Below are 21,934 nucleotides of genomic sequence, written 5' to 3'. Positions count from 1 at the left end.
CACAGGAGCACCGGCAATGGATTTCGGAATCTTCATTCTGATGCAGCAGCGAAACAAGCACAAAACCTCCCACCAGATCCTGCGCGACGCCGTGGAGCAGACGCGCCTGGCGGACGAGCTGGGGTTCGGCGCGGCATGGTTCGCGGAGCATCATTTCAGCAACTACGGCATGTGCTCGTCGCCGCTGACCATGATCGCGCACTGCGCCGCAGCCACCCGCAGGATCCGGCTGGGTACCGGCATTGTCGTCGCACCGCTGTACACGCCCGCGCGGCTGATCGCCGACGTGGCCATGGTGGACCAATTGTCCAACGGCCGCCTCAACTTGGGCATCGGCTCGGGCTACCAGCACTTCGAGTTCGAGCGCTTCGGCGTCTCGCTGGAGTCGGCCAAGGCCCGCACCTTCGAGATGCTCGACATGCTCGAGCTGGGCCTGAAGCAGCCCAAGTTCAGCTACGAGGGCGAGTACTACCGCCAGCCCATGAGCGCGATCAGCCAGCGCGCGGTCCAGCAGCCGATGCCGCCGATGTGGATCACCAGCGTGGACCCGGCCTTCGTCTCGCGCGCGGTGAAGTCGGACCACCACGTGTTCGTCTCCGGCGGCGATGGCGGCGTGGAGAAGATGCATGCCCATCGCGTGCTGATCGACAAGGTGGCGAGAGCCGAAGGCAAGGATCCGGCCGGCGTGAAGGTGGGCCTGCTGCGCGCGGCCTATGCCAGCAATGACAAGGCCGAGGTCGACGCCTACCTGGACTGCGCCCGCTACCAGCGCCGCGTGGCCTTGAGCCTGAAGCGCCGCACCGCGCAGATCGCCGACGACTACCAGGTCGAAGAGGGCATCGTCGAGGGCGAGCCCACGCTCGAGGAGATGCGCGCGCTGCTGCCCGTGGGCAGCATCGACACCGTGATCGAACGCGTGGTCAGGGAGATCCGCGCCCTGAAGCCGGTGCACTACTGCTTCCAGACGCAGATGGGCGATTTCGACCATCCCACCATGCTGCGCCAGCTGCAGACCTGGTCGAAGGTGATCATTCCTGCGGTGCAGCAGGAGATCGCCAACGACCCGCCGCACGCCAGCACAGCCGAGCGCGAGGTCGTTGCCGCCTGAGGCGCCGCAGCGAAGGAGAACGCCCATGTCCGAGGTCGCCGAAGAACGCACCCGCCCCGTCGTCGAACCCGCGCTGTTTCGCCAGCTGCTGGGTTGCTTTCCGACCGGCGTGGCGGTCATCACGACGCGCACGCCCGACGGGCGGCCCGCGGGGCTGACCTGCAACTCGTTCAGCTCGGTGTCGCTCGAACCGCCGCTGGTGCTGTTCAGCCTGCGCAACGCCAGCCGGCTGCGCGAGACCTTCCTGGGGGTCGAGAGCTTCGCCATCAACATCCTGGCCGAGCGCCAGGACGCGCTGTCGGGACGTTTCGCCTCCAGCAAGATCGAAGACAAGTTCGAAGGCGTGGGCTGGCAGCCCGGCTTGCTGGGCATGCCGCTGATCGACGATTGCCTGGCGAGCTTCGAGTGCAGCGTGTTCGCCCGCCACGAGGCGGGCGATCACACCGTCTTCATCGGCGAGGTGCGGCACATGGCGGCCGGCGGTGGCGACCATGCGCTGGTCTTCTACAAGGGCGCCTACATGATGCTGGCCGAGTCGCTGCGCAAGCTGGTGGTGCAAGGCCAGCTGGGCGACGCGGACGTCGACGAGGCCTACCGCACGCTCTACGGCACCTTGCTGCGCCTGGCCTGCGAGCGTGCCGACGACGCCGAACTGGCAGCGGTGGAGGACGCCGTGGACGCCATCGAGGCCCACCCCGGCGACGCCTCGCGCCAGGACCGCATCGAATCGGCCAGCCGCTTCTTCCGCGCCATTGCCGCCGCGGGCCATAACCAGGCGCTGATGCTGATGGCACAGACCATGACCGGCGTGCTGCGCGAGCGCATGACGCACGTGCTGCCGGTGCGCGCGCGCCCGGACCTTTTTCCCCTGCGCCGCAACGTCGCGCGCGGCCTGCGCCGGCGCGATGCCGACGCCGCCGTCGCGGCGCTCGACGAGCTGATTGCCCAGCTGCGCAAGGGCTGAAGAAACCCCATCGAATCGAATCCCTGGAGACAACGAGAATGTCCATCGACTACGCCGGCTTTCGGCGCGAACTGGAGGAGTTCGCCCGCAAGTCCTGCCCTTCCGAGATCCGTGCCGTCGTCGCCGCGGGCCAGAAGATCACCAAGCGCGAATACCAGGCGTGGCAGAAGATCCTCAACGCCCAGGGCTGGGGCGCGCCGAGCTGGCCCGCCGAGGTCGGCGGCACCGGCTGGGACATCCGCCAGCGCCTGATCTTCGAGGAGGTGATGGCCGACAACGACTGCCCGCCGCTGTACCACCATGGCCTGGGTCACATCGGGCCGGTCATCATCCGCTTCGGCACGCCTGAGCAGAAGGCGCGCTTTCTCCCGCGCATCCTGGACGGCTCCGACTGGTGGTGCCAGGGCTATTCCGAGCCAGGCTCGGGCTCGGACCTGGCTTCGCTGTCCACCAGTGCGCGCCTGGATGGGGGCGAGTGGGTCATCAATGGCCAGAAGATCTGGACCTCGCATGCGCACGAGGCCAGCATGATCTACATGCTGGTGCGCACCTCCAGGGAGGCGAAGAAACAGGAAGGCATCTCGCTGATCCTGGTGCCGATGGATGCGCCGGGCGTCACCGTGCGCCCGATCCGCACCATCGACGGATGGCACCACCTCAACGAGGTCTTCTTCGAAGAGGTGCGCGTGCGCGCCGACAACCTGGTCGGCGAGGTGGGCAAGGGCTGGACCTGCGCGAAGTACCTGCTGGAGCGTGAGCGCCTGCCGCCGGCCAATGTGGCCCGTCTGGAGCTGCTGCGTCGCCAGGTGGTGCGGCTGGTCGAGGAGGCCGCAACGGCCGCGCGCGGGCGACGCGATTTCAGCGGCCTGCACCACAAGCTGCTGCTGTGCGAAGCCGAAGCGAAGGGCGCGCGCGTGATGATGGCGCAGGCGACCGACGATCTGATCCACCAGCGTGCGCTGGGCGTGCAGCCGTCCGCGATCAAGATGACGTGCGCCGATGTCGCCCAGCGGCTGACCACGATCGCGCTCGATGCCGTCGGGCCCGAGGCCGCGCATCGCTTCCTCGCCGATGCGGATCCCGAGGTGCCCGCCGCCACCTGGATCCAGAACTACATGTTCACGCGGGCCCGCACGATCGCCGGCGGCACTTCCGAAGTGCAGCGCAACGTGATCGCCAACGAACTTCTGGGAGCCTGACAAGCATGTCCACCTCTTTCCCGTCCCTCTTTCCGGGCATGCTGCTCGACGCGGCGAGCCGCTATGCGCAGGACCACGCCGCCGTGCCGGAACTGCCCGGCGACCCGGTGCGCGAGCTGGGCTGGACCGCCACCCTGGTGCCCGAGGAAGCCGGCGGCGTGGGCGGCAGCCTGGCCGACCTGGCATCGATCGTCGAAGGACTCGCCACGCATGGCATGCAACTTCCGGTGGTCGAGACCTGCGCGGTCGTGCCTCTGCTGCTGCAGGCGGCCGCGCCCGAGGTCGGAAACCGCTGGCTCGGGGCCGTGGCCGAGGGCTCGGCGCAGCTCGCGCCGCTGATCGCCCTGTCCGCCATGCCTGAGGAGATGGCGCTACGGGCGCGTCACCTCGACATCGGCTACGAGTTGAATGGCTTCGTGCAGGGTGTCGATGTCTCGCTGCCCGCGACGCACTGGCTCGTTCCAGCCGAGGTGGATGGCGAGGCGGCGATCTTTCTCGTCGACGCCGAGCGCGTCGGTGTGCCCATGGCGCGCTACCGCACGATGGAAGGCCGACGCGGTGCCGACTTTGCACTCGCCCGGCTCACCGTGCCGCAGGGCAGCTGCATCGCGCGCGGCGGCCAGGCCCGCAATGCACTGGCTGCCGCCAGCGATGCCGCGCTGCTGCTCACTGCCGTCGATACCGTGGCCGCGCTTGCCGCGCTGACCCAGCAGACGCTCGGCCACCTCAAGGAGCGGCGGCAGTTCGGTGTGGCGCTTTCCACTTTCCAGGTGCTGCGCCACCGCGTGGCCGACATGTACGTGAAGTACCTCGGCGCCAAGGGGCTGACGATCCACTGCTTCCATGCGCACGAACAGAAGGTCTGCGACCTGCGCCGGAGCCTGCGACTGGCCAAGGTGTCGCTCGCCGAGACGGCGCGCGGCTGCGCCGAAGCCGCGATCCAGATGCATGGCGGCATGGGCCTGAGCGAAGAGGTGCTCGCCACGCGCCTCGCGCAGCGACTGATCGCCTCCGAGTTCCGCTACGGCGACCGCCTCTTGCATGCCGCCCACCTGAAGGCATCGCAGGGCGATGCCGGTCCCTCATCCCTTTCCAACCTCGCCAGGAGTGCGCAATGAGCGTCAGCCTTGAAGTTTCCGAATACGTCGCCGTCGTCCGCCTGGACAAGCCGCCGGTCAATGCGCTCGATCGCGAGACGCGTCGCGGCCTCATCGAAGCCTTCGACGAAATCTCCGAGCGCACCGACATCCGGGTTGCGATCCTCACCGGGACCGGCAAGCACTTCTGCGCCGGTGCCGACCTCAAGGACCGGCCTGACCCTGGCAAGGCCGGCGACTTCCTCGGCCACAACCGCCTGACGCGCGAGACCGGCAATGCGATCCGCGAGTGCGCCAAGCCGGTGATCGCTGCCATCAACGGTCCGGCGCTCGGCGCCGGCTTCGGGCTCATGGCCGCCTGCGACATCTTCCTGGCCAGCGAGGACGCGACCTTCGCCATGCCGGAGATCAACGTGGGCCTGGCCGGCGGCGTCTCGATGCTGCGCACCATGTTTGGCCGTTCCTTCACACGCCGCCTGTTCTTCACCGGCATGCGCGCGTCGGCAGCAGAGCTGTATCGCCGCGGCGTGCTCGACGAGGTGGTGCCGGCCGACCAGCTGATGCCGGTGGCCTTGCAGCTCGCGCAGGAGATCGCGGCGAAGGCGCCGCTGGCCATGGCCTATGCCAAGCAGGCGGCCAACATGATGGATCTGATGCCGCAGCGCGATGGCTACCGCTTCGAGCAGAACTTCACCATGGCGCTGTCGAAGACCGAGGATGCGCAGGAAGCGCGCCGCGCCTTCCTCGAGAAGCGCTCGCCGGTCTACAAGGGGCGCTGAGATGCAGGCGCTGGTGGAAGTGGGACGCGACCTCGAGGCGCTGTTCAGTCCGCGCTCGATCGCGATACTCGGTGCCTCTGACGATGTCACCAAGATCGGCGGACGCCCGCTGCAGTTCCTTCGCAAGTATGGCTATGCGGGCCGGATCTACCCCGTCAATCGCAAGGCCGGCGTCGTGCAGACGCTGCAGGCTCATGCGAGCGTCGCCGACCTGCCGGAGGCGCCCGAGCTCGCCGTGATCGCCGTGCCGCCGGAGGGTGTGCTCGACGCCGTGGAGGACTGCGCCGGGCGCGGCGTGCGCGCGGCGGTGGTGCTCTCCGCCGGCTTCTCCGAGATGGGCGAGGAGGGCGGCAGGCTGCAGGCCCGGATCGCACAGGTGGCCAGGCGCAGCGGGATGCGCATCGTTGGGCCGAACTGCCTCGGCGCGATCGGCGTGCCGGACAGGAGCATCGCGACCTTTTCGGTGGCGCTGGAAGATACCTTCCCCGCCGCGGGCCCCGTGGGCATCGTTTCCCAGAGCGGCAATCTCGGCAGCTACACGCTGCGCCTCGCATCCGAGCGGGGCCTTGGCATCAGCCGGATGCTGACCACCGGCAACGAGTGCGATGTCGACATCGCCGATGCGATCGCCTCGCTGGCAACGGATCCGGGCACCTCGGTCATCCTTTGCTGCATGGAGACCTGCCGCGATGGCGCCAGGCTGCACAAAGCCATGGCAATGGCCCGCAAGGCGGGCAAGCCGCTGGTGGTTCTGAAGGTGGGTGTGTCCGAAGCGGGCAGCGCCGCCGCCGCTTCTCACACGGGCGCGCTCGCCGGCTCGGACGCCGTGTTCGACGTGGTGCTGCGCAATGGCGGCGCGATCCGCGTGCCGAGCATCGAACAGCTCCTGGAGGTGGGCCATGCGCTCGCCGTGCTCGGGCCGGATCGCTTGCCCCGTGGCAACAAGGTGGCGGTGCTCACGGCCTCTGGTGGTTTCGGCGTGCTGCTGGCGGATGCCGCCAGTGCGCAGGGCCTGGCGCTGCCCAAGCTGGCTGCGCAGACCCGCGAGCGGATCCTGCAGGTGGTGCCCTTCGCATCACCGTCGAATCCGGTGGACATGACGGCGCAGGTGTCCAGCCGCCCGGAGGTGTTGGCCAAGGTGCTGGCCGCCGTGGCCGAGGACGACAGCTGCGATGCGCTGGTGCTCCAGTCGGCCAATGCCTTCCATGTACCTCGGCTGCGAGAAGTGTTCCTGACGGCCCTCGCGCAGGTGCGCAAGGAACACCCGTCGCGCCTGATCGTCCTGTGCGCACGCGCGCCGCAGGAGGTGCGCGCGCAGCTCAATGCGATGGGTTTCCCGGTGGTGGAGGGCATCGATGCGGCCTGCGCGACGCTCGCGGCACTGGTGCACTTCGGTGTGCGCGCCGAACCGGCCCCCGCGGGCGCGGCCATCGAGCGGGAAACCCTGCCTGCGGAGGCCTTCGCGACCGAAGCCAGCGCCAAGGCAGCGCTCGCCCGTGCCGGGCTGCCGGTGCTCAAGGAGGCCATCGCGGCCAGCCGCGACGAGGCACTGGCCGCCGCGCGCGACATCGGCTTTCCGCTGGTGCTCAAGATCGTCTCGCCCGACATCGCGCACAAGACCGAGGTCGGTGGCGTGGTGGTGGATGTGCGCTCCGAAGGTCAGCTGATCGAGGCTTACGAGAGCCTGCTCGCCCGCGTGGCGCACAAGGTGCCCCAGGCCCGCGTCGCCGGCGTGCTGGTGGCGCAGATGGCGCAAGGCGGCGTCGAGCTGATCCTCGGGACCCGGAAGGATCCGGTGTTCGGCCCGATGGTCATGGTGGGGCTGGGCGGCATCTTTGCCGAGGTCCTCAAGGACGTGGCGCTGCAGGGCGCGCCGGTCGACGAGGCGCAGGCCGCGGCGATGCTGCGTTCGCTCAAGGCATTCCCGCTGCTCGACGGTGCGCGCGGTCGGCCGAAGGCCGACGTGCAGGCGGCCGCACGTGCCGTTGCAGCGCTGTCGTGCTTTGCCGCGCGGCATGCCGGCGAAGTGGCCGAGATCGACATCAATCCGCTGGCGGTGCTGGAGGCGGGAAAGGGCGCCTTCGCGCTCGACGCGCTGCTCATTCCCGAACAGGCAGAGAAAGGCAAGCAATGAATGCATCCCTCGAGGGCCGCGTGGCCTTCATCAGCGGTGCCGGCCATGGCATCGGCCGGGCGACCGCGCTGGCGATGGCCCGGCTGGGCGCCACCGTCGGCGTCAACGACCTCAAACAGGAGTTCGTCGAGGAGGCCTGCGCACAGATCCGAGCGCTCGGCGGCAAGGCCATTGCGCTGCCGCGCGACGTGTCCAGCCGCGAGGGCATGCGCGAGGCCGTCATGCAACTGGCGCGCGAGGCGGGGCGGCTCGACATCATGGTCAACAATGCTGCCTGGGTGCGCTACCAGCCCCTGGCCGAGATCACGCCCGAGGTCATGGACCGGATGGTGGAAATCGGCTTCAAGTCGGTGATCTGGGGCATCCAGGCCGCGGCCGAGGCAATGGATGCCGAGCGCGGGGGGACCATCGTCAATGTGGCGTCCATCGCGGGCTTCAAGTCACCGATGCGCTCGGTGGTCTACAGCGGCATCAAGGCGGGGGTGCTGGGCATCACGCGCGCGGCGGCCGCCGACCTCGGTGGACGCAACATCCGGGTGAATGCGGTTGCGCCGGGTGCAGTACCCACCGAGGGAACGGCCAAGCACCGCAATGCGGAGCTCGATGCCAGGCGCATCGCGCGCACGCCGCTGCGGCGCCTGGGCACGGTGGAGGAGATCGCCGATGCCATCTGCTTCCTGGCGGGCGATGCGGCGCGCTTCCTCAACGCGGAAGTGCTGCGCCTGGACGGCGGCGCCTCGGAGACCTCGCTGTGAGCGCCGCACAGCCGGCGGCCCCGCGACGACTGCAGAACGTCTATGTCGCCGCGAAGCAGCCGCGGCAACTGCACGCCTTCTACGCATCGGCGCTCGGCCTGCCTTTGAAGTTCAACGACGGGGACCGCTGGTTCCAGTATGGCGTGGGCAACACCAACGTTTCGCTGGCCTGCCTCGAGGAGGCGGCACCCGCTGCCTCTGGCCTGGTGATGGTGTTCGAGGTCGATGATTTCGACGGTGCGCAGGAGCGGATCGCCGACGCGGGCGGCGAGGTGCTCGGCATGCGCGACATGGGCGGCCACGGCATGGTGCTGTCGTTGCGCGACCCCGAGGGCAACATCGTGCAGTTGTTCCGGCGGTCACCGCCTGCCGCCACATGAGCGGCCAGGCATCGTTGCAGGCACTGCTGGATCGCGAAGCGATCCGGGACTGCCTGTACCGGTACTGCCGCGGCATCGACCGCTGCGACGAGGCCGCCCTGCGCTCGGCCTATTGGGAGGATGCCACCGACTGCCACGGCGCCTGGAACGGCAGCGCCGAGGGTTTCATCGCCCAAGCCCTGGACAAGCTGCGCCGGGGCGGGCGACGCGTCCACCAGATCACCAACGTGCTGATCGAGTTGCATGGCGACACGGCCGCGGTGGAGAGCAGCTTCTTCGCGTTGCAGTCCACGGCCGCGCTGCCGCAACGGCAGACTTTTCTCTGCGGGCGCTATGTCGACCGCTTCGAGCGCCGGGCAGGGCAGTGGCGTGTGGCTGCGCGCACCGTGGTCTACGACTGGATCGAGGAGCGCGCGCGACCCGAGCTTGCGCAGGACGACGCGGCCCTGTTCGGGTCGCGGCAGCCGAATGGCCGCGCGGCGCCGGACGACCTGGTCTATCGATTGCTAGAGGACATTCACCGCGACGAATCCGCTGCGTCGCGACGGTGACTCTGCAAGGCGCTTGCCGCGAGGCAGCGCACTGCCGGGCAATAGAGTGCGACAACGCACGCTTCATTCAACTCCTTTCTTCTGCAACTCTTGCGATCACCATGAACCTTCGACGCCATCTTTGCGCTTTCCTTCTCGGAGCTTCTTTCATGGGGGCGCACGCGCAGGGTGTCGCGCCCGCCACGGCAGCCTCTCTGCTCTCGCAGGCTCTGGCCCTGTCCGATGGCGCGCAGCCTCAGGTGGTCGAATGGCGCCGGCACATCCACCAGAACCCCGAACTGGCCTACCAGGAGGTCGGCACGGCGAAGTACATCGCCCAGGCCCTGGCTGGCATGCCGGGTCTGCAGGTGCGCACCGGCATCGCCGGCACCGGCATCAAGGCCGTGCTTCGCGGTGGACGGCCCGGCCCCGTGGTGGCGCTGCGCGCGGACATGGATGCCTTGCCCGTGGAAGAGCGCAACGACCTGGCCTTCAAGTCCGTGGCCAAGGCCGACTGGCTCGGCAAGCCGGTCGCGGTCTCGCACGTCTGCGGACATGACGCGCACATCGCCATGCTGCTGGGGGCGGCCAAGGTGCTGTCCTCGCTGCGCGAGCAACTGGGGGGCACGGTGGTCTTCATCTTCCAGCCGGCCGAGGAGATCGGCCCGGGCCTGGGCAAGTCCAGCGGCGCCATGGCCATGGTGCGCGAGGGCGTGCTCGACAACCCCAAGGTCGACGTGGTGCTCGGCCAGCACATCAGCAACCAGGCGCCTTCCGGCGCGATCCGCTACAGGCCGGGCCCGATGCTCGCGAGCATCGACGTGTTCCGGATCCTGTTCAAGGGCACGGGCGGCCATGGCGCGGCACCGTGGGTCTCCAACACGCCCATGCTGGCTGCGGCCGAGACCGTGCTGGGCCTGCAGAACATCGTCAGTCATCGGCTCAACCCGACCATTGACGGCGGGCCGACGATCGTGACCACCGGCATGCTGCAAAGCGGGAATCGCTTCAACGTGCTTCCCGAGACGGCCGAGATCGCCGGTACGATCCGCGCGCTCTCGACGACCAACCAGAAGATCGCCCAGGAGGAGATCCGCCGCCGGGCCACGGGTATCGCGGCGAGCTACGGGGTGCAGGCGGAGGTGACGATCGACAGCGGAGACGGCTACGAGGTGCTGGTCAACGACCGCGACGCCACGCTTTCGATGGTGGGGGCCTTCGATGCTGCCGCTGGCGGTGCCGCGAAGGTGAGCCAGATGCCTGCTTCCATGGGCTCGGAAGACTTCGGTGCCTTTGGTTCGACCGGAGTGCCCGTCGTGTTCTGGATGCTGAATGCTTCGCCGCTGGGCGACAAGGACGCACCGGTGAATCACTCGCCGCTGTTTCAGATCGACGAATCCGCCATGCGCGTGGGTGTTCGCGCACTGACCGCGACGACGCTGTCCCAACTGGCCAGTGCGCGGTTCCAGGGGCGCTGAGCGCTTGGTGCCGGCGCCTGGCATCGGGATGGTTCGCTGCGCCTTCAATCTTCGTGGCTCTCCTCCACGACCCGCTTCAGGATCGGGAGCGTCACGCGCCAGTAGAACGCGACGCGTCAGCACGACCACTCCACGCGGGACAGGTCCCAACAGGGAGCGTTCGCCATCAAGCCTTGACGCAGGTCACCCCATCATCTTGGGGGTGATAAACACCAGCATCTCGACCTTGTTCAAGGTGCGTGTGCGCTTGCGAAACAGTGCGCCCAAATAGGGGACCTCGCCCAATACCGGCACGCGCGACTCGTCGTTGATCTCGGTCACCTCGAAGATGCCGCCGATGACGACGGTGCCACCGTTTTCGACCAGTACGTCAGTCTTTACGTGCTTGGTATTGATCGCCGGACCGGCAGATGTATTCACTCCGCGCGCGTCCTTGCTCACGTCCAGTGCGAGGATGATGTTGCCCTCGGGAGTGATCTGCGGTGTCACTTCCAACTTCAGCACGGCCTTGCGAAACGAGACGGAGGTGGCGCCGCTGGATGTGGCCTGCTGATACGGGATCTGTTCGCCTTGCTCGATCAAGGCCTTGGTCTGGTCGGCGGTGACCACGCGAGGGCTGGATACGAGCTTGCCCCTGCCTTCGGCCTCGAGTGCCGAGATTTCCAGGTTCAACATGCGCGTGTACCCTGCGCTGAACAGGGAGACCGCAAACACCCCCGGGGCACTCCCTCTACCGGCACTCCCGGCTGGCAGATTCACGAAGTTGCGGTTGGTGTAAGGCGCAAAGGCGCGACTGCTGCCTGCAGGAGTGGTGCCGACAGAGCTGTTCCCATCGACAATCCCGCCGCCCAGCCTGGCACCCAATGACTTGCCGAAGGTATCCGACGCCTCGACGATCTTCGCCTCGATCAGCACCTGCCGCACCGGCACGTCGAGCTTGCGAATGAGTTCGCTCACCTCGGTCAGGCGTGCGGGGGTGTCGGTGACAAAGAGTTGGTTGGTGCGGGCCTCGGACATCGCGCTGCCGCGCGCACTCAACAGCCGCGTGACCGAGCTGCCGCCACTGCCGGAAGTTCCGCCGCCACCCCTGAGGTTCTGTACCACCGTCGCGGCCTTTGCGTAGTTGAGCTGGAACGACTGCGTCTGCAGTGTCGTCACGTTCTCCAGCAAGGCCTGGGCCTCGAGGTCGGACTTTTCCCTGGCGTTGATCTCCTCGAGCGGCGCGATCCAGAGAACGTTTCCATTCTTGCGCATGCCCAGGTTCTTGGCCTGCAGGATGACATCCAGCGCCTGGTCCCACGGTACGTCCTTGAGCCGCAGGGTGAGGGTGCCGGAGACGGTATCCGAGGTCACCACGTTGAAGCCGGTGAAGTCCGCGATCACCTGCAGCAGCGCCCGCATGTCGACGTTCTGGAAGTTGAGTGTGAGTTTCTCGCCCGCATAGCCCGCGCCGGGTGTGAGCTTGCCCGGATCGGCCTTGCGCGGACGCACCTCGATGACGAATTGCTCGTCCGTCTGGTAGGCGCTCTGCTCCCAGTCGCCGTGTGCGCCGATGGAGAGGCGGACCCGGTCCGCCAGTTGCTGCGGCTGCACTGTGTCGACGGTGGTCCCGAAGTCCGACACGTCCAGCCGGCGTCGCAATCCCTCGGGCAGCGACGCCCGCATGAAATCGGCCACCAGCGTCGCGCCCTGGCGGCGCACATCCACCCCCATCTGGCGGCTGCCCATGGCCACGATGATGCGGCCGGCACCGTCCTCGCCACGCCGAAAGTCGATCTCCTGCAGCGGCGTGATGCTGCGGACACGGTTCTCTGCAAAATCGCCATATGGCGGCGTGCGCGGCGGCTGGCCCGTGCTCGATTGCAGCGAGACCAGCAGCGATCGCCCCTGGATCTCGGCCTGGTAGGTGGCCGCATGCCGCAGGCTCAGCACCACGCGGGTGCGCTCTTCCGCCTGGACCACATTGGCGGCGCGAAGATGGCCCAGATTGAAGGCGATGGCCGATCGCCCCACGGCGCTGGTGATCCCTGGGAAGTCGAGCGCGATGCGCGCGGGGGATTGCACCACGAAACCCGCGGGCAGCGCAGCGAGCGGGCGGGTGAAGTCGATGCGCAACAAGTCCACGTCGGCACGGGTCGAGCCGGTGATGGATTCGATGGCGTTGGGCGGTGTCGATGGCGCCCGCGGCCCTTCCACCTGGGCCTGCGCGTTGGTCTGTGTCGCTATCGACAGCAACACCGTGGACACGGCGCCAACCCATCGGCGCAGATAAAGGCGCAGATAGGGACGCAGGTGCGGGGCGCTGGGCCAGCGCGCGCGTGGCTTCATGATTTTCCCTCTCTCCGTTGATGATCTGCGGCGCCGGATCTATCTCAATCCGTTGAGGCCGTGCAGATCCGCGCGATGGTCTTGCTTGTTCGTGGAGAAACTCTTCACTGAATGTCCAGGTACTGTGAAGATGAAGCGCTGCACCGCAGCGAACCACTGGCGTCACGGACGGTAGTGGTAGGAGAACAGCAGGCCTGCGGTCCCGAGGGCCGATACCTGGAGGCTATTTCGGGAGTCGAGCCTGTAGCCGATGGCAGGCACCACCAGGGGTGACCATCCGTTGCGGTTGAACGGCACCTTGTCCTTGTGCTCTCCGACATAGCCGTACATGACGCCGGCTGTCAGCTTGAGGTAGAGCCTCGGTTGACCGAACAGCCCACTCCACTGGTAGCCGCCGTAGGCATAGGCGGAGGGTTGGCCGAACGAGTTGCTGAACACGCCCGCGCCCACCAGCCAGTTTTCGGTCTGATACCGCTCCACGCCGATGAGGTATACGTTGCGGTGTTCACTGCTGCGGCGGAAATGATGGGCGTAGGGCGAGAACATCCACTCCCATTTCATCTCGTTCGAGTCCAGAGGCCGTGCGGCGATGTCCTGCGCAGCAACTGTCGATGCACCGGCCAGCCAGCAGCATGCGGCAGCGAGCACAGCCAACATGTGGCGGCGAGCAGCGCGACCCGAGAGGTCTGCTGCGCCTTGCAGGCAATCACATCGATGCGTGAGGCACCAGAGGTGTGATCCACCGGAGTAGGGCTCGCGCGTGCGGGCGTCGCGCTCAACGAGACGCGTCATCACGCAGGCTGCGACGCAGGCGACTGCCGATCGATGCGTACCAGCATCAGGCGTTGCGCCGTGGCGAAGTCTTCGCATGCCCAGATGAGGGCTGTTCGACAGGCGATGGCTGCGCCCCGCAGGCGCATCAGCTGCGCGCTCCATCCGTTGGACGGGCCAGGCGAAATTGCCCCTGGTGGGTGAAGGTGCGCATCCTCTCGGGGGAGGAGAACGGATTCGGTTTTCTTCATCAATTGACGACGTGCAGGGCTGGAAAAAAGGAGGCGGGAGTGCATGCCTCGGAATGGGCGAGCAAACCGGCCAGTTGGATTTGCGTGGACTCGAACGGGCCGCGCGCTCGAGGGTGAACGCATGCAGCACCCTCGGGGCGGTCATCGCTGAGGCGAGAGAAGCTGCTGCATCGAGAACCTGCCAAGCCAGTGGCCTGACGACGATTCTTGTGAAAACCCGTGGAGAACGGGCTTGCGCTTGATCCAGATCTGATGGAGATGCTGAAGGCGCGCTCTTCCTCAACGGGGCGCCACCCAGGAGGGCCGCGCCATCGCTCATGGCTGCGATATGCGGCCAGCCGGGCGACGACAGCGCATATCAATCTGCACCAATGGCAGGGATTCGTACGTCGCTTGATCGAATGTTGATGGAAATTGCAGCACTTCTGAACGATGGCGAACGAGCATGGCGCCTTCGTCCACCCATGAAGCTCCTTCCAGCTTGCGCGCCCCGAATGCATTCCCCGCCTGCAGACACCGCTTCAACTCCATCCCTGTCAGAAGCTGCGGATCCCTCGGTCCCGGTGTCTCGCATCGGCGCGGCGCGTCCCGACGGCGCCCACCTGGCAGCCGTCCTGCGCCATGCGATGGCGGCGTGCTCGCCTCGCCCCGACGGCGTCTGGCTCACCTTGTTGCTGGTCCTGTTTGCCGCCGTCTGGCTGCCGCATCTGGCTCATTCGAGCCTCGTGCCACCCACGGACAACATCGAGCAGCTCACCTGGGTACGCAGTCTCGAATGGGGCTACTACAAGCACCCGCCGCTGCCCACCTGGGTGCTTTGGCTGCCGGTGCAGGCCCTGGGGCTATCGGGCGCCACCACCTATGTTCTGGGCGCGATATTCGCGCTGGCAGCCATGGGCGTGCTCTGGCGGTTCCTTGCGGCTCTGCGGGGACCCGTGCACGCGACCATCGCTGTCCTCGCGGCACTTTGCATCACTTACTACAACGGGCGCCTCTATTACTACAACCACGAAGTGGTGCTGATGCCCTTTGCGGTCGCCAGCGCCGCGTTCACCTGGAAGGCGTTTTGTACACGGCAATCGCGCTGGTGGCTTGCCCTGGGTGTGTGCCTGGGTCTGGGCGCCCTTGCCAAGTACCACATCGCGGTGATGGCCCTGGCAATCATCGTGTTCTGGGGTTGGCAGCGTGGTTGGCGAGACACGAGCCATCGGCGTGGCTTGCTGCTGGCGATGGTGACCGCCCTGGCACTGGTGTCTCCGCATCTGTACTGGCTCTGGTACAACGGCCTGGGGCCCATCCGCTATGCCATGGAGTCGTCGCTGGGGCTCGACCTGCAGGGCGCGAGTCGATGGAGCGGCAGCGCACGCTGGTTGGTGGACCAGCTTCTGAACCGTGCGCTTCCCGCATGGCTCTTTCTGCTGCTGGCGCTGTGGGCGTTCGAGCGCGCAGCGCGGCCGGATCCCGCGCACCAACCCACGGCTGTGGTGGTCGATGCAGGCATGAGCCGATGCCTGCTGCTGTGCTTCGGCGCCACGCCGCTGGTCTTCACCTGTGCGCTGGGACTCTTCGTCGGCGCGGACCTCCAACTGCATTGGGGCGCGCCGTTCCTTCTGCTGGCCGTCCCGGCGGCCATGGAACTGGGCCGCTGGAGGCGGTTGTGGTCCGCCATCTCGCTGAGGTCCGCCCTCAAGGCCTTTGGCCTGGTTCAGTTGCTGCTGCTGCTCTGGGGGCAAATGATCTCCGCCAATGGCGAGGTGCGATGGCAGCGGCATCATTGGCGCAACTTCGACGCGCAGGGGCTGGCTGACGCGGTAGCGCCAGCGGCTCGCATCGAACTCGGAGGTCCGATCCACGTGGTGGCGGGGCCGCCGGCCGAAGCCGGTGCGCTGGCATTGCGACTTCCCGAGCAACCCTTGGTCCTGATCCACGGTCGCTTCGACATCAGTCCATGGGTGGACAAGAAATTGGCCGATGAATGCGGCGTTCTGGAACTCAGCAGGGCTGCAGTTCCGGACGTCGGCTATCGCCCGGTGGGGGACAACTTTCCGGGCTTGCACTGGCGCGTGATCGCGCCGGCTTCCATCTCGGCACGGTGCACTGGACAGCCCAATGTCACCCATTGATTCACGCGCGGTGCGCCCGAGAAAGCGCGACACGGAAGCCTCCGACACCATGTCCCCGACCCTCATGCCGCGCGCGTGCGCCGGCAACCTTGCGCAGGACTCGCTTGCCGAGCGGACTTCCAGAGCACGCGTGGCCTTTCTCAGTTGCGTCATTCCCTGCCGCAACGAAGCGAGGAATCTTGCGTTGCTCTTGCCGCAACTCGTGGTCGTGCTCTCGAGCCTCGCTCGCGAGTGGGAGATCGTCGTCGTCGACGACGGAAGCACGGATGCCACCGCTGAGGTGGCGCTGCGCTGGCGGGACCATGGCGTTCGGTCGCTGGAACTCTCCCGCAACTTCGGCAAGGAAGCTGCACTGAGCGCCGGGCTGGACGTGGCGCGGGGAGATCTCGTTGTCCTGATGGACGGTGACGGCCAGCATCCGCCCGAGTTGATTCCCGACATGGTCGCGCGCTGGGCTCAGGGGGCCGACATGGTCTGCATGGTGCGCACCGACCGGAAGACCGAAAGCTGGATGAAGCGCTTTGGCACCCGCCTGTTCTATGGCCTCATCGACCGGGACCGGCGCTATCGGGTTCCGGCGGGCGCGGGCGACTTTCGTCTGCTGGACCGCCAGGTGGTTGAAGCCTTGCGTGCGCTTCCCGAGCGCAGTCGGTTCATGAAGGGTCTGTTCGCCTGGGTCGGCTTCCGCGTGGAACAGATCGTCTATGTTCCGCCGCCCCGACCTCATGGGCGCAGCCACTACAGCTTGCGTGCACTGTGCAGCCTGTCCTTGACCGGCATCACCATGTTCACCAGCTGGCCGTTGCGTGCCGCGAGCGTGGTGGGAGGCGCGCTTGCACTTGTCTCGTTCGGCTACGGCGTTGGATTGGCCGTGTCGTACATGCTCTGGGGCAACGAAGTATCGGGCTGGACCACGATCGTTGTTGCCATGCTGCTGCTGGCCGGCGTGCAACTGATCTCGCTCGGTGTGATCGGCGAGTACCTGGCGCGGGTGTTCGATGAAGTGAAGGGACGGCCTCTCTATCTCGTCAAGCGATCCCGTGAAGCCGCCTCGAGGGAGCGCCAGCCATGAGGATGCCCGTGCTGAAGCCGAGCCGGCTCTGCATCCCTGGACCCGGGGCGACCTCGGTGCGCCAGTACGTCACCCGCGCCCAGCAGAGGCCAGGCGCTCGACCTGCCTCACTGCCGCCGCAGGGTCGGCAACAGGTCTTGATCAGAAAGGTTGCCGGATGAGCCACCAAGCTGCACGCAACGGTCCGTCGGCATCCAGTGGCCTGTCCGGGCATGCCGCTGCAAGGCCGCCCTCCGTCGACGATGGGCTGTCCCGCCCCGAGCAACGAAGCATTGCTGTTTGCGTGGACGACTTCGGCCTGAACCAAGGTGTCAACGCGGCGGCATTGCAGTTGGCCGAGATGCGGCGCGTGAGCGCCTTGAGCGCCATGACGCAGGCGCCGGACTGGGAGGAGGGCGCCGCGCGTGCGCGCTACCTCGACGTCCACCACGTCGACATCGGCCTGCATTTCAATTTGACCCTGCCGTTCAATGGCGCGCCAGCGCTGGGGTCGGTGCGAACGCTCATCGCGGCCGCCCATCTGCGGCTGCTGCCTCTGCGGCGCATACGCGAAGCCTTGCTGGATCAGCTCGATGCCTTCGAGGAGGAAATGTTCCGCGCACCGGCCCACCTCGACAGTCACGAGCACGTGCACCACTTGCCGGAAATACGCGACATCGTGCTCGATGTACTGATGCGACGCTACGGAAGTTCCCTGCCGTGGGTGCGTGTGAGTGCCGCGCCGACCTCGTCCCTGATGGATTCGGTGCGGCGTCCCGACGGCCGCAAGGCGTGGCTTATCGATCGCCTGGTGGGGGCGGAGGATTTCCGCCGCCGTGCGCGCTCGCTCGGCTTTCTCGCGAATCGCCGCCTGCTTGGCGTCTACGACTTCAAGGCCACCGAGAGTGGATACGGTTCGTTGCTGCGGCATTGGCTCAGGCACGCCCGAAACGGTGACCTTCTGATGTGTCATCCGGGCACGCCAAGAATGGGTGACCTCATTCGCCACGGACGCGGCGTCGAATTCATGGTGTGGGCTGATCCTGGCTTGCCCGACTTGCTGCGGACTGTGGGTGTCCGCGTCGCGCCGATGTCAGGCCTTGGCGCAACGCTGGCCGAGCGAATGCCTTGAGTGCCGATGATTGAAGGCATCTCCAGGATGGCGACAGCTACCCGCTCGAAGCGCATTGCTGCGTCATTGTCGCGCCGCGCTTCACGAGCCGCCTTGCCCTTGACCGACGGTGCCGCTTGCCGCCATGGGCCATTTCGCGCCGCCGCGTAGAACCCGCCGTGAGAACGGCATAGCGCGTCGGCTCGGTCCGTCGGGGGTCTTCGCGCGAGGCAAGACCGCGATCGGGCGTTGGAAGGCGAAATGCTCTGGCTGGCTGCGCCGAAAAGCCGAAACGCTCCTGCTGCTCGCCACGCTCGGGGCGGTTGCCCTGTGGCTTGTCTTCTGGTTCGGGCCATGAACACGTGCATGCGAAGACTTCGGGTAGGGTGGAGCAGTCGCACGGAATTGGGCTCAGGCTCCGAGGGGGGCGCGGGGAGGGCCGAGGTTGCAAGCGAGAGGTTCTTCAGGGCGATCGCGTCACGCGATTCAGGCCCCCGTCACTCGGCATTTCCCCGATCTTGTCCATGGGAGGAACGGCGCCGCCCAGCACCTGATTCAGCGTCATATGGTTCTGCAGCAAGGCCAGGCGAATCGACGCATGAGCCACTTCTGCCACGCGCCTGCGCTCCTGCGCATCGAGCCAGGCGCGCAGGGCAACCTGCCCCTTGCGATATCGAACTTCGTAGAGCATCTCGCTCTCGGTTGCTTCGTCGCGGGCGCGCCGGCGCGCGAGCGCCTGCAGTGACAGCTGCGTGCGCGCTGAAAGCGCCCGCTCGACTTCTGCGAGCGCCGCGTAGAGCGATTTCCTGAAACTCAGGATCGCTTCCTCGTGGCGTGTCCGGGCGACGGCATTGCTCAGTTGCATCCCGCGCACGTTGAGGAAGGGCAGCGCCATCTCGGAACCCAAGGTGGCGACCGGATTGCGCAGCACTTCCAGCAGCGACGCGCTGGACGTTCCCAGGCTGCCCGTGAGCGAGAACGTCGGATAAAAGCGCGCGGCTGTGGCATCGCGGCTGGCCAGCGAGGCGCGCAGGCGGAGCTCGGCTGCGCGCAGGTCGGGGCGCCGTCCGAGCAACTCTGCGGGGAGGCCTGCACCGACAGGCGCGGGCATTGCGTCTGGCAAATGCAGGGGTTCCGGACCGGGCGGCAGCGACCCGTCGAACAAGACCATCAGCGCCTGACGCAGTTCGTTGCTTGTCTGTACGAGCTGGCTCAGCAGGGCTTGCTGCTCAGCCACCGATTGCTCGGCTTCGCGCAGTTCGAGGCGGGAGACCGAGCCTGCCCGGTACTGCGCGTCGATCAGCTCGCGTGTGCGATGGCTGTACGCCAGGCTCTGCCTTGCGGACGCGATGCGCTCGTTGGCAAATCCGATTTGCCAGTACAGGTTCGCGACTGCCGCGACGAGGGACAGGGCGATCGCCTCGCGATCCTGCGCGCTGGCCCGTGCCTCGAAGCTGGCCGCATCCCGCTGCGCACCGAGGCGATCGAACAGATCGATCTCCCAGCGCACGCCGATCTGGGCATTGACGGTCTCGTTGGTGCGTCGGTTCTCTCCCGACAAAGCGCGGTTTGCGCTGCTCGAAAGGGCACCTTCCCACACCGGCCGCAGGGCATTGCCGGCCAGTTGCGCTTCCAGCGAGGCGCGGCGCGCCCGGACGCCTGCGATTGCCAGGTCGGGATTGTGCTGGAGCGCCAGATCGATCCATCCGTTGAGTTGCGGGTCGTCGAATGAGCGCCACCATGCCTCATTGCGCGGGACACCGGCGGCGATATCCGAGTGTTCGAAGTGCGCCGGCAGGGGCACGGCCGGTTCCTGGTAGGGCGTGCGGGCGAGGGCCGCGCAACCTGCAAGGACCAGCAAGACGCTCACCGCCGCCGCGGCAGTCATGCTCCTCTTGGCGCGGCATGGGATGGGAAAACGCATCAGTCCCTCGCCAGCGCTTGGACCGGATCCAGCCGGGCCGCATTGCGCGCCGGCAGGAAACCAAAGGTGATCCCGATCAGGGAGGAGCAGGCGACAGCCAGCACGATGGAAGCGATGGAGAAGGACATCTGGAGGCCGAGTCCCATCAAGTCGGCCGCCAGGCCCAGGCCCAACGCAATCAGCACGCCCAGGACGCCGCCGATGAGGCATACCAGCATCGCCTCGATCAGAAACTGCTGAAGGATGTCGGATTGACGGGCACCGATCGCCATGCGCACGCCGATTTCCTGAGTGCGCTCGGTCACGGACACCAGCATGATGTTCATCACGCCGATGCCACCGACAAGCAACGCGATCATGGCGATGCCTGAGATCAACACGGTGAGCGTGGTGCTGGTGCGGGTGACGGCCTGTCGGATCTGGTCGGAGCTGAAGATGAAGAAGTCCTTTCGGCCGTGTCGCTCGCTCAGCATCGCGGTCACTGCCTGCTGCACGGCCTGGCTGGAGACGGCGTCGCGCACGCGCAGGCTGATGCTGTCGAGATGGGATTGTCCGGACAGGCGCGTTGCCACCGCCGCATAGGGTACGTAGAAGGTCGGGGTGGAAGTGTTGGAGCTGCTTTGCACAGGCTGGAGCACTCCGATGATTTCGACCGGCATGTTGCCCAGCAGCACGATCTCGCCGATGGCCCGGGTCGCGGACTTGAACAGGGTCGTGGCCGCTTTCGGATCGATCACGGCGACCTGGCCGTGACGTTCGATGTCGAGGGCATCGAAGAAGCGGCCCGATGCAAGCTTCAGCCCACGCACGCGGAAATGCCCGGCACCCACGCCAGTGACCTGGCCGGCGACCGCGAGCTCGCGATAAAGCGCGGTGACGTTGATCGAGAGGTTCGGCGTGGCACTGTCCACGTAGGGCTGATCGGCAAGTGCCTCTGCATCGGCGGCGACCAACGTCTCGATCGCCGCGGCATGGGTGTCGCCAAAATCCTTGCCGGGGAAGACATCGAGCGTGTTGGTCCCCAGTTCGCGCACCTGCGCCATCACCTGTGCCTGCGCGCCCCTGCCGAGCGCCACCACGGAGACGACCGCCGCGATGCCGATGATGATGCTGAGCATGGTGAGGAAGGTGCGCAGCCGGTGCGCGTTCATTGCCCGAAGGGCCATACGGAACGCCTGAGCGAAACGATCCGCGCCCGCTCGCATCAAGGCGGCGGCGGGCGAGGGCGAAGCCAGCCCCGGGGGCTTCGATGCGGTGCGGGCTGCGGTTTGCCGGTCGGCGACGATGACACCATCGCTGATCTCTATCACCCGTGCGGCATGAGATGCGACCGACATGTCGTGGGTGACAAGGATGATCGTGTGGCCATCGGCGTGCAATTCCTGCAGGATGCGCATGACCTCTTCGCCACTGGCGCTGTCGAGTGCGCCCGTCGGTTCATCGGCCAGGATGACTGCGCCCCCGTTCATCAGCGCGCGTGCAATGGAAACGCGCTGCTGCTGGCCGCCCGAGAGCTGGCTTGGGCGGTGGTTCATGCGCTCCTGCAGGCCGAGGCGCGTGAGCAGCGACTGCGCGCGTGCCTGACGCGCCGAGGCGGCCAGCCCGGTGTAGATCGCCGGCAGCTCGACGTTCGCTGCGGCGCAGAGATCCGTGAGCAGCTGATAGCGCTGGAAGATGAAGCCGAAGTGCTCGCGCCGAAGGGCGGCCAGCTCGTCGGGGCCTAGCTCCCCTGTTTCCGTGCCGGCGACCCTGTAGCTGCCTGCCGTGGGTCGATCGAGGCAGCCGAGGATGTTCATCAGGGTCGATTTGCCCGACCCGGACGCGCCGACGATGGCCACCATCTCTCCCGCGTCGATCTTCAGGTCGATGTCCTTCAGGATCACCACGGTGCCGTCCCCGGAAGGAAATTCCCGGCGCAGCGCGCGCAACTCCAACAGCGGCTGGCCCATGC

The 21,934-nt window shown here is 66.9% G+C and carries 17 protein-coding genes; 13 read left to right on the top strand and 4 right to left on the bottom strand.

The genetic code is table 11. The features are described from left to right. Positions 1-16: 16 nt before the first annotated feature. From ABL844_RS34025 to ABL844_RS33980, 10 genes are all read left to right on the top strand, one after another. Positions 17-1,108, top strand: coding sequence for an LLM class flavin-dependent oxidoreductase (locus ABL844_RS34025; RefSeq protein ID WP_418132090.1), 1,092 nt, complete (start codon positions 17-19; stop codon positions 1,106-1,108). A gap of 25 nt (positions 1,109-1,133) precedes the next feature. Continuing rightward, positions 1,134-2,072 (top strand): flavin reductase, encoded by a 939-nt coding sequence (locus ABL844_RS34020; RefSeq protein WP_418132089.1) that lies wholly within the window; start codon positions 1,134-1,136, stop codon positions 2,070-2,072. 38 nt (positions 2,073-2,110) lie between these two features. Beyond that, on the top strand, positions 2,111-3,271 hold the full coding sequence (locus ABL844_RS34015; RefSeq protein ID WP_184642372.1) for an acyl-CoA dehydrogenase family protein: 1,161 nt from the start codon (positions 2,111-2,113) through the stop codon (positions 3,269-3,271). Between the two features lie 5 nt (positions 3,272-3,276). Next, the gene (locus tag ABL844_RS34010; RefSeq protein WP_418132088.1) at positions 3,277-4,389 is read left to right on the top strand and encodes an acyl-CoA dehydrogenase family protein; all 1,113 of its coding nucleotides are present in this window, start codon (positions 3,277-3,279) and stop codon (positions 4,387-4,389) included. Further along, a complete protein-coding gene (locus ABL844_RS34005) occupies positions 4,386-5,147 on the top strand; it encodes an enoyl-CoA hydratase/isomerase family protein (protein ID WP_184642370.1) in 762 nt (253 codons plus the stop codon). Before ABL844_RS34010 ends, ABL844_RS34005 begins: the two co-directional genes overlap by 4 nt. Before the next feature lies 1 nt (position 5,148). After that, positions 5,149-7,281 (top strand): acetate--CoA ligase family protein, encoded by a 2,133-nt coding sequence (locus ABL844_RS34000; RefSeq protein ID WP_418132087.1) that lies wholly within the window; start codon positions 5,149-5,151, stop codon positions 7,279-7,281. Continuing rightward, positions 7,278-8,036, top strand: a complete 759-nt coding sequence (locus ABL844_RS33995) for an SDR family NAD(P)-dependent oxidoreductase (RefSeq protein WP_418126028.1) — start codon at positions 7,278-7,280, stop codon at positions 8,034-8,036. Before ABL844_RS34000 ends, ABL844_RS33995 begins: the two co-directional genes overlap by 4 nt. Next, complete coding sequence (locus ABL844_RS33990; protein ID WP_418132086.1) at positions 8,033-8,416, top strand: VOC family protein; 384 nt, start codon at positions 8,033-8,035, stop codon at positions 8,414-8,416. The genes ABL844_RS33995 and ABL844_RS33990 overlap by 4 nt, the downstream gene beginning before the upstream one ends. Further along, a complete protein-coding gene (locus tag ABL844_RS33985; RefSeq protein WP_418132085.1) occupies positions 8,413-8,967 on the top strand; it encodes a nuclear transport factor 2 family protein in 555 nt (184 codons plus the stop codon). Before ABL844_RS33990 ends, ABL844_RS33985 begins: the two co-directional genes overlap by 4 nt. A 149-nt stretch (positions 8,968-9,116) precedes the next feature. Next, entirely contained in the window at positions 9,117-10,424 is a 1,308-nt protein-coding gene (locus ABL844_RS33980; protein ID WP_418132084.1) for a M20 metallopeptidase family protein, read from the top strand. Between the two features lie 183 nt (positions 10,425-10,607). On the opposite strand, the gene pilQ is transcribed toward ABL844_RS33980, so the two are convergent. Beyond that, positions 10,608-12,752, bottom strand: a complete 2,145-nt coding sequence (gene pilQ / locus ABL844_RS33975) for a type IV pilus secretin PilQ (RefSeq protein ID WP_418132083.1) — start codon at positions 12,750-12,752, stop codon at positions 10,608-10,610. A gap of 162 nt (positions 12,753-12,914) precedes the next feature. Next, positions 12,915-13,409 (bottom strand): ABC transporter ATP-binding protein, encoded by a 495-nt coding sequence (locus tag ABL844_RS33970; RefSeq protein ID WP_184642364.1) that lies wholly within the window; start codon positions 13,407-13,409, stop codon positions 12,915-12,917. A gap of 928 nt (positions 13,410-14,337) precedes the next feature. Between ABL844_RS33970 and ABL844_RS33965 the strand changes: the two genes are divergently transcribed. The 3 genes from ABL844_RS33965 to ABL844_RS33955 all read left to right on the top strand — a co-directional run bounded on the left by ABL844_RS33965 (position 14,338) and on the right by ABL844_RS33955 (position 18,080). Beyond that, positions 14,338-15,897: a glycosyltransferase family 39 protein gene (locus ABL844_RS33965; protein ID WP_418132082.1), complete on the top strand. Its 1,560-nt coding sequence runs from the start codon at positions 14,338-14,340 to the stop codon at positions 15,895-15,897. Positions 15,898-15,946: 49 nt separating this feature from the next. Further along, positions 15,947-16,969 (top strand): glycosyltransferase family 2 protein, encoded by a 1,023-nt coding sequence (locus ABL844_RS33960; RefSeq protein WP_418132081.1) that lies wholly within the window; start codon positions 15,947-15,949, stop codon positions 16,967-16,969. A gap of 157 nt (positions 16,970-17,126) precedes the next feature. Continuing rightward, positions 17,127-18,080: a ChbG/HpnK family deacetylase gene (locus ABL844_RS33955; RefSeq protein ID WP_418132080.1), complete on the top strand. Its 954-nt coding sequence runs from the start codon at positions 17,127-17,129 to the stop codon at positions 18,078-18,080. Positions 18,081-18,522: 442 nt separating this feature from the next. Here ABL844_RS33955 and ABL844_RS33950 read toward each other — a convergent pair whose 3' ends face one another. Both ABL844_RS33950 and ABL844_RS33945 read right to left on the bottom strand, forming a co-directional pair. Further along, positions 18,523-19,947 carry an efflux transporter outer membrane subunit gene (locus tag ABL844_RS33950; RefSeq protein ID WP_418132078.1) on the bottom strand — a complete coding sequence of 475 codons (1,425 nt, stop codon included), beginning with the start codon at positions 19,945-19,947 and terminating at the stop codon, positions 18,523-18,525. A 35-nt stretch (positions 19,948-19,982) separates the two neighbouring features. Then, on the bottom strand, positions 19,983-21,932 hold the full coding sequence (locus ABL844_RS33945; RefSeq protein ID WP_418132077.1) for a MacB family efflux pump subunit: 1,950 nt from the start codon (positions 21,930-21,932) through the stop codon (positions 19,983-19,985). Positions 21,933-21,934 lie beyond the last annotated feature (2 nt).

It is taken from the genome of Variovorax sp. 278MFTsu5.1, assembly GCF_048305045.1.
Taxonomy (GTDB): domain Bacteria; phylum Pseudomonadota; class Gammaproteobacteria; order Burkholderiales; family Burkholderiaceae_C; genus Variovorax; species Variovorax guangxiensis.
This window is presented reverse-complemented; position numbering and strand designations above follow the sequence as displayed.